The 14,437-nt window shown below is 65.5% G+C and carries 12 protein-coding genes; 7 read left to right on the top strand and 5 right to left on the bottom strand.

Annotation, left to right across the window (positions count from 1 at the left end):
* Window positions 1–195: 195 nt before the first annotated feature.
* From K675_RS0118415 to K675_RS0118405, 3 genes are read right to left on the bottom strand one after another with little or no spacing between them, the layout of a single operon-like run.
* Entirely contained in the window at window positions 196–411 is a 216-nt protein-coding gene (locus K675_RS0118415) for a DUF1289 domain-containing protein (protein WP_017904958.1), read from the bottom strand.
* Window positions 408–932, bottom strand: coding sequence for a gamma carbonic anhydrase family protein (locus K675_RS0118410; protein WP_017904957.1), 525 nt, complete (start codon window positions 930–932; stop codon window positions 408–410). Before K675_RS0118410 ends, K675_RS0118415 begins: the two co-directional genes overlap by 4 nt.
* Before the next feature lie 52 nt (window positions 933–984).
* Window positions 985–1,584 (bottom strand): CoA pyrophosphatase, encoded by a 600-nt coding sequence (locus tag K675_RS0118405; RefSeq protein ID WP_026145323.1) that lies wholly within the window; start codon window positions 1,582–1,584, stop codon window positions 985–987.
* 141 nt (window positions 1,585–1,725) lie between these two features.
* On the opposite strand from K675_RS0118405, the gene K675_RS0118400 reads away from it, so the two are divergent.
* From K675_RS0118400 to nagE, 7 genes are all read left to right on the top strand, one after another.
* Complete coding sequence (locus K675_RS0118400) at window positions 1,726–2,283, top strand: NUDIX hydrolase (protein WP_017904955.1); 558 nt, start codon at window positions 1,726–1,728, stop codon at window positions 2,281–2,283.
* Window positions 2,284–2,317: 34 nt separating this feature from the next.
* On the top strand, window positions 2,318–2,821 hold the full coding sequence (locus K675_RS0118395) for a L,D-transpeptidase family protein (protein WP_017904954.1): 504 nt from the start codon (window positions 2,318–2,320) through the stop codon (window positions 2,819–2,821).
* Window positions 2,822–2,983: 162 nt separating this feature from the next.
* Window positions 2,984–3,715, top strand: a complete 732-nt coding sequence (locus K675_RS0118390) for a GntR family transcriptional regulator (protein ID WP_017904953.1) — start codon at window positions 2,984–2,986, stop codon at window positions 3,713–3,715.
* Window positions 3,716–3,734: 19 nt separating this feature from the next.
* Window positions 3,735–4,841 carry an N-acetylglucosamine-6-phosphate deacetylase gene (nagA, locus tag K675_RS0118385; protein ID WP_017904952.1) on the top strand — a complete coding sequence of 369 codons (1,107 nt, stop codon included), beginning with the start codon at window positions 3,735–3,737 and terminating at the stop codon, window positions 4,839–4,841.
* Window positions 4,822–5,844, top strand: coding sequence for an SIS domain-containing protein (locus K675_RS0118380; RefSeq protein WP_026145322.1), 1,023 nt, complete (start codon window positions 4,822–4,824; stop codon window positions 5,842–5,844). Before nagA ends, K675_RS0118380 begins: the two co-directional genes overlap by 20 nt.
* Window positions 5,845–5,857: 13 nt before the next feature.
* The gene (gene ptsP, locus K675_RS0118375) at window positions 5,858–8,371 is read left to right on the top strand and encodes a phosphoenolpyruvate--protein phosphotransferase (protein WP_017904950.1); all 2,514 of its coding nucleotides are present in this window, start codon (window positions 5,858–5,860) and stop codon (window positions 8,369–8,371) included.
* A gap of 24 nt (window positions 8,372–8,395) precedes the next feature.
* Window positions 8,396–10,138, top strand: a complete 1,743-nt coding sequence (gene nagE, locus K675_RS0118370) for an N-acetylglucosamine-specific PTS transporter subunit IIBC (RefSeq protein ID WP_017904949.1) — start codon at window positions 8,396–8,398, stop codon at window positions 10,136–10,138.
* Here nagE and K675_RS0118365 read toward each other — a convergent pair.
* Window positions 10,077–10,388, bottom strand: a complete 312-nt coding sequence (locus K675_RS0118365; RefSeq protein ID WP_017904948.1) for a YqfO family protein — start codon at window positions 10,386–10,388, stop codon at window positions 10,077–10,079. The genes nagE and K675_RS0118365 overlap by 62 nt on opposite strands.
* A gap of 7 nt (window positions 10,389–10,395) precedes the next feature.
* A complete protein-coding gene (gene purL, locus K675_RS0118360) occupies window positions 10,396–14,292 on the bottom strand; it encodes a phosphoribosylformylglycinamidine synthase (RefSeq protein ID WP_017904947.1) in 3,897 nt (1,298 codons plus the stop codon).
* Between the last annotated feature and the right edge of the window lie 145 nt (window positions 14,293–14,437).

The raw sequence follows: 14,437 nt of genomic DNA, 5'->3' as shown, positions 1-14,437 counted from the left end.
CCCCCCCCCTGCCACGAGGCAGCGCCCTCCCCTTCTTCAGCCGGGATACCCCCAACGATGGATTGCAGATTCCAGGGCCCATGAACCAGGGCAAACGTCGCGGAGCCGTGGGAGCCGCTGGTCCTGCGCCCCGGTTCATCCGTGAAGCGGCCCGCATGGCAACCCACAACCGGGGATCGGCCCACAAAGGACCACTCAGGACGCCACCGGACTGGCCACCGTCCACAACAGGCCGGCCACCTTGGCCCGTTCATGGCAGCGGGCGAGCACCTCGCGCCGCTCGGCGTTGTCCATACGTCCCCAGCGGCCGATTTCCCCGGCCGTGCGCTGGCAACCGGTACAGATATCCTGTTCGTCCAGCGCGCAGATGCTCACGCAGGGCGAGGCCACCGGGCGTTCAGCCGTGCTCATGCCTCGTCTTCCCGCAAGTCGCGGGCGTAGCGCTGCGAGTTGTGCACATAGTGGGCCGCGCTGGCTTCGAGCAGCTTCTTCTGCTGCTCGGTCAGTTCGCGCACCACCTTTCCAGGTGAGCCCATCACCAGCGAACCGTCGGGAATTTCCTTGTTTTCGCCGATCAGCGCGTTGGCGCCGATGATGCAGTTCCTGCCGATCTTCGCGCCATTGAGAATGACCGCGTTGATACCGATCAGGCTGTAATCGCCAACGGTGCAGCCGTGCAGCATGGCGTTGTGGCCGATGGTCACGCCAGTGCCGATGGTCAGCGGGTAACCCATGTCGGTATGCATCACCGTGCCGTCCTGGACGTTGCTGTTGCGACCGATCAGGATCAGCTCGTTGTCACCGCGCAGCACGGCGTTGAACCAGACGCTGGCGCCCTCTTCCAGCTTGACCTTGCCAACCAGTACGGCGTTGGGTGCCACCCAGCTCTGCGGGTGGGCTTCGACGCGAAAGTCGCCCAGGCGGTATTTCATGCGGTAGTCCTCACGGCTCGGGGTACGGCGCCATACTGACGATGGCTTGGATTCAGATATTGATGAACCGCTCCGGCGGTTTATGCAGGCTGATCTTGGCGTCATACAGCAGATTGATCAACTCGACGATCATGATCGCCGTCAGCCCCCAGATCTTGAATTCGCCATAACGGTAGCTGGGCACGTACCAACTACGGCCCTGGTAGTCGATCCGGTGCGTATGTTCGCGCGGGTCCTGGCGGAAGAATTCCAGCGGCACATTGAACACCGCAGCGATTTCCGCGTCGTTGGCACGGTACTCGACGAAGTCCGGGACCACGCCGACGTAGGGCGTGACCTTGATCCCATGCAGGGAGATCAGTGGACTGAGCGGACCGATGATTTCCACCAGACCCGGCGCCAGGCCGATTTCCTCCTCGGCTTCGCGCAAGGCGGTGAAGGCCAGGTCCGGGTCCTCCGGATCGCGCCGCCCACCTGGAAAAGCCACCTCGCCACCATGAGTCGAAAGGCCACTGGCACGCAACGTCAGTACCAGTTCCGGCTCTTCGTTGCGCGTGATCGGCACCAATACCGCTGCCTCCGGAAAACGTCGGTCCGTCTCCAGAGGCCGGGGAGTATGCTCTCTTACACGTCGAAGTAGCTCATCCTGCATGGCTGATCTCGATGTCTGACTTACCCTGCATCATGCACCAAACCGTGGGAGCACCCAACCCCTCGACGGTTGCGCGAACGCGCAACTTGCCGACAGACAACAGCGCACGCGAAAATAGGCGGATCCTCCAGAGAATAGCCCATGAAGTTCTGCAGCCAGTGCGGCAAACCGGTCAGTCAACGCATCCCCGAAGGCGACACGCGCCTGCGCTTTGTCTGCGACCACTGCCAGACCATTCATTACCAGAACCCCAACATCGTCGCCGGCTGCCTGCCGGTCTGGGGCAGCCAGGTGCTGCTGTGCCGACGCGCCATCGAGCCGCGCCTGGGCTACTGGACCCTGCCGGCGGGCTTCATGGAGAACGGTGAGACCGTGGAACAGGCCGCGCGTCGGGAAACCCTCGAGGAAGCCTGCGCCCGGGTCGACAACCTGAGCATCTACACTCTGATCGATGTGCCGCACATCAACCAGGTGCATGTGTTCTATCGCGCGGAACTGGCCGACCTGGACTACGCCGCCGGCCCGGAGAGCCTTGAGGTGCGCCTGTTCGAGGAGCATGAGATCCCCTGGTCCGAGCTGGCTTTCAGGACCGTCGGGCGTACCTTAGAATGCTTCTTCGCCGACCGCCCTACCCGGGAATTTCCGGTACGCAGCGAAGCCGTGCCGCCCATGATGCCGAAGGCGGCCGAACCCCAATAAGCCGCTCTGCCACCTTTCCAGGGATATCGTTTCAATGCGTTGGTTGTTAGCCGTTTTCTGCCTGTCGTTCGCCACGCTGTCCCAGGCCACCGCCGCCGATCCGCTGCAGGGCCGGACCATCGAAAAAGTCCTGGTTCTCAAATCCGCCCACCAGTTGCAACTGATCAACGACGGCAAGCCGCTGAAGACCTACCGGATCTCCCTGGGGCGCAACCCCAAGGGCCCCAAGCTGATCGAGGGCGACCGCCGCACGCCGGAAGGCTTCTACTGGATCGACTGGCGCAAGACCAGCGACAAGTTCAACCTGTCGATGCACATCTCCTACCCGAACATCAGCGACGCCGCCCGCGCCCGCCGCGAAGGCGTCAACCCCGGCAGCATGATCATGATCCACGGCACCCCGGACTCCGAGGACTACCCGGAGCAGTGGCTGCACACCCTCGACTGGACCGACGGCTGCATCGGCATGCGCAACGTCGACATGCGCGAAGTATGGAACCTGGTCAAGGACGGCACCCTGGTGGAAATCCGCCCCTGAGCCCGGCCTTCACCCGCAAGCCCCGCAAAGCCCGACATGCCCCATGTCGGGCTTTTTGTTACGTTCGGAGAAAACCACTGGCATTGACATGGTATTCAAGTGGTATTAGCTTCAATACCACTCCCGAGCACAAGAACGCCAATAACCGCATCGGAAACCTGCATGGACAAGATACTCGCCCTGCGCCCTGACGAGTCGCAACCCACGCCGCTGTACCTGCAACTGGCACGCAACCTCGAAGCCGCCATTCATGCCGGCCAGTGGAAAGCCGAACAGGCGCTACCCTCGGAACGCAACCTCAGCGAGTTGCTCGGCATCTCCCGCGTGACCTCGCGCAAGGCCCTGGAAGTCCTCCTCGAACAAGGCCTGATCCGCCGCAATCAGGGCTCTGGAACCTTCATCACCCCGCGCCTGGAACAGCCGCTGTCACGCCTCTCCAGCTTCAGCGAGATGCTCCGCTCCAAGGGATTCGTGCCCGGCTCCCACTGGCTGGAACGCCACATCACCCTACCCAGCCATGACGAACTGATCCGCCTGGCCCTCTCGCCCACTGCCGAGGTCGCGCGCCTCAAGCGCCTGCGCAAGGCCGACGACACGGTGATGGCGATCGAGATGAGTACCCTGCCCGCCGCGCTGCTGCCCGAGCCGGAGAAGATCGGCGACTCGCTCTATGAGTATCTGGACCGGATTGGCCGGCCGGTGGTACGGGCACTGCAACACATCCGCGCGATCAACGCCTCGCCGGAGTTCGCCGCCCTGGTCGGCATCGAGCCCGGCACCGCAATGCTGCTGATGACCCGAGTCGGCTATCTCGAAGACAACACCCCCATCGAATTGACCGACACCTACTGCCGCAACGACTACTACGACTTCGTCGCCGAATTGCGACGCTAGCCCGCACAGGAAAGCCGCCATGCCCGAAGACAATATCCTCACGCCCCAAGGCTGGATTCGCGGCCACCTGACCCACCAGCAAGGCCGGGTGCTGCGCATCGACGGCGAACCCTGCGATCCGGCCGACAACGACCTGCCGTATGTGCTGCCGGGATTCATCGACCTGCATGTCCACGGCGGCGGCGGCAAGGACATCATGCAGGGCGGCGATGCCTTCGACACCATCGCCCGCACCCACCTGCGCTTCGGCACCACCGCCCTGCTCGCCACGACCATGACCGCACCGGCCGAAGAAATCAGCGCCATCCTCGCCCAACTCGGCCCCCACTGCGAACGACGCCAGCCCGGCACAGCGCGCATCCTCGGCGTGCACCTCGAGGGTCCGTTCATCAATCCGGGCAAGCTCGGCGCCCAGCCGAACTTCGCCCATACGGCGATCGCCGCCGAAGTCGAAAAGTACCTGCACCTGGCCCCAATCCGGGTGATCACCATCGCCCCGGAAATCGCCGGCCACGAAACGCTGATCCGCAACCTCAGCCAACGCGGCATCCGCATGCAGATCGGCCATACCCTGGGCAGCTACGAAGAGGGGGTGGCGGCTCTCGCCGCCGGAGCCAGCAGCTTCACCCATCTGTACAACGCCATGAGCCCGCTGCACCACCGGGAACCGGGGATCGTCGGTGCCGCGCTGGCCCATGCGCGCTACGCCGAACTGATACCTGACCTCTTGCACGTGCACCCGGGAGCGATGCGCGTGGCCCTGCGCTCGATTCCCTGCCTCTATTGCGTGACCGATTCGACCGCCGCCGCCGGCATGCCCGACGGCGAGTACAGCCTCGGCAGCCACATCGTGACCAAGTGCCTGGGCGGAGTGAGGCTGGCCGATGGCACCCTGGCCGGCAGCACCCTGACCATGGACCAGGCCCTGCGCAACCTGGTGAAGATCGGCCTGCCCCTTGCCGAAGCTTCGCAAAGACTTTCGCAGTTTCCCGCCGACTACCTCGGCCTCGCCGAACGCGGTCGCCTGCAGCCCGGCAGTTGGGCCGACTGCGTGCGCCTGGATCGCTCACTGACACTGACCGCGGTAATGGTCGAAGGAGAAGCCATTGACTTGCAGAATGCTTGAAGAGGCGCTGTCCTCCCACGAGGCGGTCAACCGCCAGTTGCAGGTACTCGATGAACAGTTGATCGCCATCGGCGCGCGCCTGCGCGAGCAGCCACCACAGGTGGCGATGACCGTCGCCCGCGGCAGCTCCGACCATGCCGCCAGCTATTTCGCCTACCTGACCATGCAGCAGACCGGCGTGCCGGTGGCCTCGCTGCCGATGTCGGTGGTCACCCTGCGGCACTCGCCCTTGCAGGTCGACGGCCAGGCGGTGTTCGCCTTTTCCCAGTCCGGGCAGAGCCCCGATCTGGTCGACAGCCTGCACCTGCTGCGCGAACGCGGGGCCTTGAGCGTGGCCATGGTCAACGCCCCCGACTCGCCGCTGCAGGCCGCCTGCGAACACACCATCGCGCTGCTGGCCGGACCGGAACAGAGCGTCGCCGCCACCAAGAGCTTCATTGCCACCCTCAGCGCCAGCGCCCGGCTGCTCGGCTACTGGCAGTACGAACCCGCTCTGCTGGAGGCCGGCCGGGCCCTGCCCGAAGGCCTGCAGCAGGCGGCAGCCCTGGACTGGAGTCCGGCCCTGGAGGTGCTGCGCGGCAGCGAACGATTGATGGTGATCGGCCGCGGTGCCGGTTTCGCCATCGCCCAGGAGGCGGCGCTGAAATTCAAGGAAACCTCGGCGATCCAGGCGGAAGCCTTCAGCAGCGCGGAGGTCCGCCATGGACCGATGGCGCTGATCGATGACGGTTATCCACTGCTGGTCTTCGCTCCACGCGGCGCGGAGCAGGCCGGCTTGCTCAAGCTCGCCGCCGACATGCGCCAGCGCGGCGCACGGGTGCTGCTCGCCGCCCCCAGCGATATCGCCGAGCGCGACCTGGACCTGGCCTGCGCCCGCCACCCGGCTCTCGACCCGATCCTGGCGATCCAGAGTTTCTACGTGATGGCCGCCCAGTTGGCCGTGGCCCGGGGCATGGACCCCGACCAACCGCGCCACCTGAGCAAAGTCACCCGTACCCACTGACGAGTACCGTGCCATGCATAACAACAATAACGAGCTGACCCTCGGCGCTCCGCTGAGCGGCCCCGTAACGCCACTGTTCGACATCGACGATGCGGTCTTCGCCAGTGGCGCCCTGGGTAACGGTATCGCCATCGACCCACTCAACGACAGCCTCCATGCTCCCTGCGGCGGGGTGATCGTGCAGGTCGCACGGACCCTGCACGCTCTGACCCTGCGCGCTGACAACGGCGCCGAACTGCTGCTGCACCTGGGCCTGGATACCGTCGCGCTGAAGGGCGAAGGTTTTACCCTGCTGGTCGAGGAAGGCGCCCGGGTCGAAGCCGGGCAGGCCCTGCTGCGGTTCGACCTGGACCAGGTGGCCCGCCACAGCAGGAGCCTGGTCAGCCCGCTGGTGCTGACCAATGGCGAACACTACGAACTGCGGGCGCGAACACTCGAATCGGTCAAGGTCGGCGACCCCGTGCTGCAGATCGTTCCACGCCAAACACCACGCGCGGCAGCCACCCCGGAAAGCAGCGGCGACGAAGTCCGGCGGCATGCCCGGGTCGCCCATCGCGGCGGCCTGCATGCGCGACCCGCCGCCCTGCTGCGCCAGACCGCACAAGGCTTCGACTGTAGCGCCCGCCTGCACCTGGGGGATCGCTCGGCCTCCCTCGACAGCCTGATCGGTATCATGGGACTGGGTGTCGAGGAACTGGCCCAGGTCGAAATCAGCTGTCGGGGCAAGGACCGCGAAGCAGCCATACAGGCCCTGTTGCAGGTGCTGAAAACGCCCCTGGCCGAAGACCACCCTCACGCCGCGCCACCCCCGCCAATCGCCAGCCGCCCCGTCGAGGCCGGCGTTCTGCACGGCGTGTGCGCCGCACCCGGCCTGGTCAGCGGCCCGCTGGCGCGATTGCAGGGCATCCAGTTGCCACCCGATCCCGGCGAGCATGACGCGCAGGAACAACGACAAGCGCTCAACGGTGCACTGGAACAGGTGCGCAGCGAGATCCGCGCGACCCTGCAGCAGGCCCTGAGCCGTGGCGATCATGCCGAACAGGCGATCTTCAACGCCCATCTCGCACTGCTCGAAGACCCGGCACTGCTCGATACCACCCACCAGGCCATCGCCCACGGCAGTGCGGCCACCCATGCCTGGAGCCAGGCGATCGACAGCCAGTGCCAGGTCCTGCTTGAGCTGGGCAACCCGCTGCTCGCCGAACGCACCAATGACTTGCGCGACCTGCGCCAGCGCGTGCTGCGCGCCCTGCTCGGCGAAGCCTGCCACTACGAACTACCACAGGGTGCGATCGTCGTCGCCCAGGAGCTGACGCCTTCCGACCTGCTGCTGATCAGCCAGCAGGACGTCGCCGGGCTGTGCATGGCCGAAGGTGGGGCCACCTCGCATGTCGCCATTCTCGCCCGGGCCCGGGGCCTGCCCTGCCTGGTCGCCCTCGGTCCGGCACTGTTGGAGATCGCTCCCGGACAACAGTTGGTGCTCGACGCCGACCATGGCCGTCTCGAACTGACGCCCGACCAGGCCCGTCTCGAAGGCGTCGCCATCGCCCGCTGGCAACATCAACTGCGCCGCCAGCGCCAGCAGGAGCGCGGCCTGTCACCGGCCCAAACCCGCGACGGCCTGACGATCGAGGTGGCGGCCAATGTCGCCTCGGCCGCCGAGGCACGGCAGGCTCACCTGAGTGGCGCCGACGGCGTCGGCCTGCTGCGCACCGAATTTCTCTTCGTCGACCGCCGGACCGCGCCCGACGAACGGGAACAGCTCTACGCCTACCAGGCGGTCGTCGATGCCATGGGCGACAAGCCGGTGATCATCCGCACCATCGACGTCGGCGGCGACAAGCAGCTCGACTACCTGCCCCTGCCCGCGGAGGCCAATCCGGTGCTCGGCCTGCGCGGCATCCGCCTCGCCCAGGCACGCCCGCAACTGCTGGAACAGCAATTGCGGGCGCTGTTGCAGGTCAACCCCGCGCAACGCTGCCGGATCCTGCTGCCCATGGTCAGTGAGGTCGACGAACTGCTGCAGATTCGCCGCTGCCTGGAGCGGCTGGCCGGTGAACTGGGGACCAGCCAACTCCCGGAACTGGGCGTCATGATCGAGGTGCCGTCCGCTGCACTGCTGGCCGGTCAACTGGCCGAGCACGCGGACTTCCTCTCCATCGGCACCAACGACCTGTCGCAATACACCCTGGCCATGGACCGCGACCATGCCGGCCTGGCCGGGCGGGTCGACGCCCTGCACCCGGCGATCCTGCAACTGATCGCCAGCACCTGCGCCGGGGCCGCTCTACACCAGCGCTGGGTCGGTGTCTGCGGCGCCCTCGCCTCGGACCCGCTGGCCACGCCGGTGCTGATCGGCCTGGGCGTCAGCGAGCTGTCGGTGAGCCCGCCGCAGATCGGCGAGATCAAGGAGCGGGTGCGCCACCTCGACGCCGCCGAATGCCGCCGTATCAGCGCATCGCTGCTCCAGCTCGGCAGTGCCGCGAGCGTGCGCGAGGCCTGCCGCCAACACTGGCCACTGGACTGAATAACAACAATAAGGAGAGCCACCATGTACCAGCTTTTCATCGAAGGCCTGCAACGCCTCGGTCGGGCCCTGATGCTGCCCATCGCCATCCTGCCGATCGCCGGCCTGCTGCTGCGCCTGGGTGACGCCGACCTGCTGAACATTGCGATCATCCACGATGCCGGCAATGCCATCTTCACCCACCTGGCGCTGATCTTCGCCATCGGCATCGCCGTCGGCTTTGCCCGCGACAACAACGGTACCGCCGGGCTGGCGGGGGTGATCGGCTACCTGGTGCTGGTGGCCACGCTGAAGGTCATCGATGCCGAGATCAACATGGGCATGCTCGCGGGGATCATCAGCGGCCTGCTGGGCGGCGTGCTGTACAACCGCTTCAAGGACATCAGGCTGCCCGAGTACCTGGCCTTCTTCGGCGGCCGGCGCTTCGTGCCGATCGTCACCGGTTTTTCCGCGGTCGGGCTGGGGCTGGTGCTCGGCCTGATCTGGCCACCGATCCAGCACGCGATCAACAGCCTGGGTCTGCTGATGGTCGAAAGCGGCAGCATTGGCGCATTCATCTTCGGCGTGTTCAACCGCCTGCTGATCGTCACCGGCCTGCACCACATCCTCAACAACATGATGTGGTTCGTCTTCGGCACGTTCACCGACCCGGATACCGGCCGGGTGGTGACCGGTGACCTGGCCCGCTACTTCGCCGGCGATCCCAAGGCGGGGCAATTCATGACCGGCATGTTCCCGGTGATGGTCTTCGGCCTCCCCGCCGCCTGCCTGGCGATGTACCGCAATGCGCGTCCCGAGCGTCGCAAGCTGATGGGCGGAATCCTGCTGTCGATGGCGCTGACCTCGTTTCTCACTGGCGTGACCGAACCCATCGAGTTCGCCTTCATGTTTCTCGCACCGCTGCTCTATGTCGTGCACGCCCTGCTGACCGGGCTGTCGATGGCGATCACCAACCTGCTGAACATTCACCTCGGTTTCACCTTTTCCGGCGGCGCCATCGACATGGCCCTGGGCTGGGGCAAGTCCACCAATGGCTGGCTGGTGTTGCCCTTGGGGCTGGCCTACGCCGTGATCTACTACGCGGTGTTCGATTTCTGCATCCGACGTTTCGACCTGAAAACCCCGGGACGCGAGATCATCGCCAGTCCGACCGAAACCCAGACTCTGGACGGCAGCCAACGTGCCAGCGCCTACATCCACGCCCTGGGTGGCGCCGACAACCTGCTGACGGTCGGTGCCTGCACCACGCGTCTGCGCCTGGAACTACGGGACCGCGACAAAGCCTTGGACAACGAACTGAAGAAGTTGGGTGCCCTGGCGGTGGTCCGCCCCGGTCAGGCTGGCAGCCTGCAGGTGGTGGTCGGGCCGCTGGCCGACAGCATCGCCGACGAGATTCGGCTGGCTCTGCCGAACACCGCCGCGAACATCCCGACAGCCACCGCCCCCGTCGCGATCGATGCGAACGCAATCAATCCCGGCCAACTGCAACAGTGGCTGGACGCGCTGGGCGGCAGGGAGAATGTGCTGGCACTGGACTGTGTCGCCCAGACGAGGCTGCGGGTGCAACTGGAGGACGTGGAGAAATTGTCCGAGACACAACTGAGCGCTCTCGGCTGCAAGGGCGTCAGCCCATTGGCAGGGGGTGCCTGGCATCTGCTGGTGGGGGCACACGCCGCGGGGATCGGCGAAGCATTGGGGGCAATGCTCAGAAGTCGGCCAGACGCCACACTTCATAAGCCGGCGTCTCGTAGGGATGGCTCTGCTTGAGCGCCAACACCACAGACGCGATCAGTGAATCGTCGACGACCAGCTCGACCTTCCACTCGTCCACCCGCTCGACCACGCCGGTCTGCCCGATGAACGGCTGGCTGCCGTCCATCGGACGAAACTGACCCTGGCCCAGCACCTGCCATGCGCAGTGGTCATAGGTGCCGATTCGACCGCCACCGGCGGCGAATACGGCACGCTTGACCTGCTCCACATGGCTGGGTGGAACGAAGAAGGCGAGCTTGTACATCGCTGGCTCAGTTCACCCAGACGCGCGCGTTACGGAACATGCGCATCCACGGTGCATCTTCGCTCCAGTCATCCGAACGCCAGGAGTTCTGCACGGCACGGAACACCCGCTCAGGGTGAGGCATCATGATCATGACGCGACCGTCACGGCTGGTCAGGCCGGTGATCCCGCGCGGCGAGCCGTTCGGGTTGGCCGGGTAGGTCTCGGTGACCTTGCCGTGGTTGTCGACATAACGCATGGCCACGCAACCGGAGAGGTCGGCCTGCAGCAGCGCTTCCTCGCTTTCGAACTCGGCATAACCTTCGCCGTGGGCGATCGCGATCGGCATCCGCGAACCGGCCATGCCCTGCAGGAAGATCGAGTTCGACTCCTGGATCTGCACCATCGCCACCCGCGCCTCGAACTGCTCGGAGCGGTTGCGGACGAAGTGCGGCCAGAACTCGCTGCCCGGAATCAGTTCGTGCAGGTTGGACATCATCTGGCAACCGTTGCACACGCCGAGGGCGAAGCTGTCGCTACGCTCGAAGAAGCCCTGGAAGGCATCGCGGGCACGACTGTTGAACAGCGCCGACTTGGCCCAGCCTTCACCGGCGCCCAGCACGTCACCGTAGGAGAAGCCGCCACAGGCGACCAGGCCCTTGAACTCGTTCAGGTCGACGCGACCGGCGAGGATATCGCTCATGTGCACGTCGATGGCACTGAAACCGGCACGGTCGAACGCCGCGGCCATTTCCACCTGGCCATTGACGCCCTGCTCGCGCAGTACCGCCACCTGGGGACGGATGCCCTTCTTGATGTACGGCGCAGCCACGTCCTCGTTCACGTCGTAGCTGGTCTTGTAGCTCAGGCCCGGGTTGCTTTCGTCGAGCAGGACGTCGAACTCCTGGTCGGCGCAGTGGGCGTTGTCGCGCAGGCGCTGGATGCGGTAGCTGGTTTCCGCCCACTGGCGTTGCAGCAGACGGCGCTCGCCGGTGAACACGGTTTCGCCGTTGAAACTGATGCTGATCTCACCGTTGTTCAACGGCTGGCCGATCACCGAAACGCACTCGCCCAGGCCGGCGGCGCTGAACTGCGCCAGCACTTCGGCGGTGGCATCCTGGCGAACCTGGATCACCGCGCCCAGTTCCTCGTTGAACAGGATGGCCGAGATGTCCGCAGCGGACTCCGCCACGCCATCGAGGGTCAGGTTCAGGCCGCAATGACCGGCGAAGGCCATTTCCACGGCACTGACCAGCAGGCCGCCATCGGAACGGTCGTGGTAGGCCAGCAGGTGACCGTCGGCGTTGAGGCCCTGGATCACCGCGAAGAAGGCCTTCAGGTCTTCGGCGTCATCGACATCCGGCGCCTGCTTGCCAAGCTTGCCGTGCACCTGGGCGAGAATCGACGCGCCCATGCGGTTCTGCCCACGCCCCAGGTCGATCAGGATCAGGTCGGTGGTGCCCTTGTCCATGCGCAGCTCTGGCGTCAGGGTCTTGCGGATGTCGGTGACGGGTGCGAAACCGGTCACGATCAGCGACAGCGGCGAGGTCACGCTCTTGTCGACGCCTTCGTCCTTCCAGCGGGTGGCCATGGACATGGAGTCCTTGCCCACCGGAATGGTGATGCCCAGCTCGGGGCACAGCTCCATGCCGACTGCTTTCACGGTATCGTACAGGCGGGCGTCTTCGCCCGGATGGCCGGCGGCGGACATCCAGTTGGCCGACAGCTTGATGTCGGAAATCTTGCCGATGCGCGAGGCGGCCAGGTTGGTCAGGGTCTCGCCGATCGCCATGCGACCGGACGCCGGGGCATCCAGCAGGGCCAGCGGCGTACGCTCGCCCATCGCCATGGCTTCACCGGTGTAGACGTCGAAGCTGGTGGCGGTGACGGCCACGTCGGCGACCGGAACCTGCCATGGGCCGACCATCTGATCGCGGGCCACCAGGCCGGTGATGGTGCGGTCGCCGATGGTGATCAGGAAGCTCTTGCTGGCCACGGCCGGGTGATGCAGGACGCGTTCGATGCTGTCGGCGAGCGCCAGGCTGCTCGGGTCGAAATCATCGCCCAGTTCCTCTTCGCGCTTGACCGAACGGTGCATGCGTGGCGGCTTGCCCAGCAGCACTTCGAGCGGCATGTCCACCGGGCTGTTGCCGAAGTGACTGTCGGTGACGGTCAGTTGCGGTTCGGCAGTGGCTTCGCCGACCACGGCGAACGGGCAGCGCTCGCGCTCGCAGATCGCCTTGAAGCGCTCGAAGTCGGCCGCGTCGACCGCCAGCACGTAGCGCTCCTGGGATTCGTTGCTCCAGATTTCGTGCGGGGCCATGCCCGGCTCGTCGTTGGGCACGTTGCGCAGTTCGAAACGGCCACCGCGGTCGCCGTCGTTGACCAGTTCCGGGAAGGCGTTGGACAGACCACCCGCACCCACGTCGTGGATGAAGCTGATCGGGTTCTTGTCACCCAGTTGCCAGCAGCGGTCGATCACTTCCTGGCAACGACGTTCCATTTCCGGGTTTTCACGCTGTACCGAAGCGAAGTCCAGGTCAGCCGAGCTGGTGCCGGTGGCCATCGACGAGGCCGCACCGCCCCCCAGGCCGATCAGCATCGCCGGGCCACCGAGCACGATCAGCTTGGCGCCCACGCTGATTTCGCCCTTCTGCACGTGTTCGGCACGGATGTTACCCATGCCGCCGGCGAGCATGATCGGCTTGTGGTAGCCGCGCACTTCTTCGCCGTGCGGAGTGTTGATCGACTGCTCGAAGGTACGGAAGTAGCCGGTCAGGGCCGGACGACCGAACTCGTTGTTGAACGCGGCGCCGCCCAGCGGGCCCTCGATCATGATGTCCAGGGCGTTGACGATACGCTCGGGCTTGCCGTACGGCACCTCCCAAGGCTGTTCGAAGCCCGGGATCTGCAGGTTGGACACGGTGAAACCGGTGAGACCGGCCTTCGGCTTGGCGCCGCGACCGGTGGCGCCTTCGTCGCGGATCTCGCCACCGGAACCGGTGGATGCGCCGGGGAACGGGGCGATCGCGGTCGGGTGGTTGTGGGTCTCGACCTTCATCAGGATGTGCACCGGCTCCTGCACCGCGCCGTACTGGCGGGTTTCAGGGTCCGGGAAGAAGCGGCCGGCGACGTTGCCGACGATCACCGAGGCGTTGTCCTTGTAGGCCGACAGGACACCTTCGTTGTGCATCTGATAGGTGTTCTTGATCATGCCGAACAGGCTTTTTTCCTGGCTCTCGCCGTCGATGTCCCAACTGGCGTTGAAGATCTTGTGACGGCAGTGCTCGGAGTTGGCCTGGGCGAACATCATCAGTTCGATGTCATGCGGGTTGCGCGCCAGGCCGGTGAAGGCATTCACCAGGTAGTCGATTTCGTCTTCGGCCAGGGCCAGGCCCAGCTCGACGTTGGCCTTCTCCAGCGCGGCGCGACCGCCACCGAGGATATCGACCGCGGTCAGCGGCTTCGGCTCGGCGTGGCTGAACAGGCCGGCGGCCTGCTCCAGGCTGCCCAGAACGATCTGGGTCATGCGGTCATGCAGGCTGGCGGCGATCAGCTCGGCCTCGGCCTCGCTGAACTGGCCGGCCACGTAGAACGCGATACCGCGCTCGATACGCTGGATTTTCCCCAGGCCGCAGTTGCGGGCGATGTCACTGGCCTTGCTCGACCAGGGCGAAATGGTGCCGAAACGCGGCAACACCAGGAACAGACGACCGCTTGGCTCCTGAACCGGCACGCTCGGGCCGTATTTCAGAAGACGGGCCAGCACTTGCTGTTCGTCGCCGGTCAGGTCGCCGGTCACTTCGGCGAAGTGGGCGAACTCGGCATACAGGCCACTGACAGCCGGAACTTTCTGGCTCAGTTGCTCGAGAAGTTTGCCGTGGCGAAAGGCGGAAAGGGCAGGAGCACCGCGCAGGATCAACATCTTCGGGACAGCCTCGGGAAGGGGGTGTGCTTTGAGGCCGTGCATTCTAGCCTAAACAGCCCGCGACGGCACCCGAAACGGCATCCTCGCCCAGGCCGGGTGTCGATTCGGGGCCGTCTGCTTATTATTAATAGGCATCAAAGGC

Source organism: Pseudomonas fuscovaginae SE-1 (genome assembly GCF_000364705.1).
Lineage (GTDB): Bacteria > Pseudomonadota > Gammaproteobacteria > Pseudomonadales > Pseudomonadaceae > Aquipseudomonas > Aquipseudomonas fuscovaginae_A.
Note: the sequence above shows the minus strand (reverse complement) of the source record. Positions and strands in the feature narration are given on the sequence as shown.

What these genes read in the sequence shown, in the direction of transcription:
- K675_RS0118395 (WP_017904954.1), top strand. Translation starts at nt 2,318, where the DNA reads ATGCGTTGGTTGTTAGCCGTTTTCTGCCTGTCGTTCGCCACGCTGTCC.
- ptsP (WP_017904950.1), top strand. Translation starts at nt 5,858, where the DNA reads ATGCATAACAACAATAACGAGCTGACCCTCGGCGCTCCGCTGAGCGGC.
- K675_RS0118415 (WP_017904958.1), bottom strand. Translation starts at nt 411, where the DNA reads ATGAGCACGGCTGAACGCCCGGTGGCCTCGCCCTGCGTGAGCATCTGC.
- nagA (WP_017904952.1), top strand. Translation starts at nt 3,735, where the DNA reads ATGCCCGAAGACAATATCCTCACGCCCCAAGGCTGGATTCGCGGCCAC.
- K675_RS0118390 (WP_017904953.1), top strand. Translation starts at nt 2,984, where the DNA reads ATGGACAAGATACTCGCCCTGCGCCCTGACGAGTCGCAACCCACGCCG.
- K675_RS0118405 (WP_026145323.1), bottom strand. Translation starts at nt 1,584, where the DNA reads ATGCAGGATGAGCTACTTCGACGTGTAAGAGAGCATACTCCCCGGCCT.
- K675_RS0118400 (WP_017904955.1), top strand. Translation starts at nt 1,726, where the DNA reads ATGAAGTTCTGCAGCCAGTGCGGCAAACCGGTCAGTCAACGCATCCCC.
- nagE (WP_017904949.1), top strand. Translation starts at nt 8,396, where the DNA reads ATGTACCAGCTTTTCATCGAAGGCCTGCAACGCCTCGGTCGGGCCCTG.
- purL (WP_017904947.1), bottom strand. Translation starts at nt 14,292, where the DNA reads ATGTTGATCCTGCGCGGTGCTCCTGCCCTTTCCGCCTTTCGCCACGGC.
- K675_RS0118365 (WP_017904948.1), bottom strand. Translation starts at nt 10,388, where the DNA reads ATGTACAAGCTCGCCTTCTTCGTTCCACCCAGCCATGTGGAGCAGGTC.
- K675_RS0118410 (WP_017904957.1), bottom strand. Translation starts at nt 932, where the DNA reads ATGAAATACCGCCTGGGCGACTTTCGCGTCGAAGCCCACCCGCAGAGC.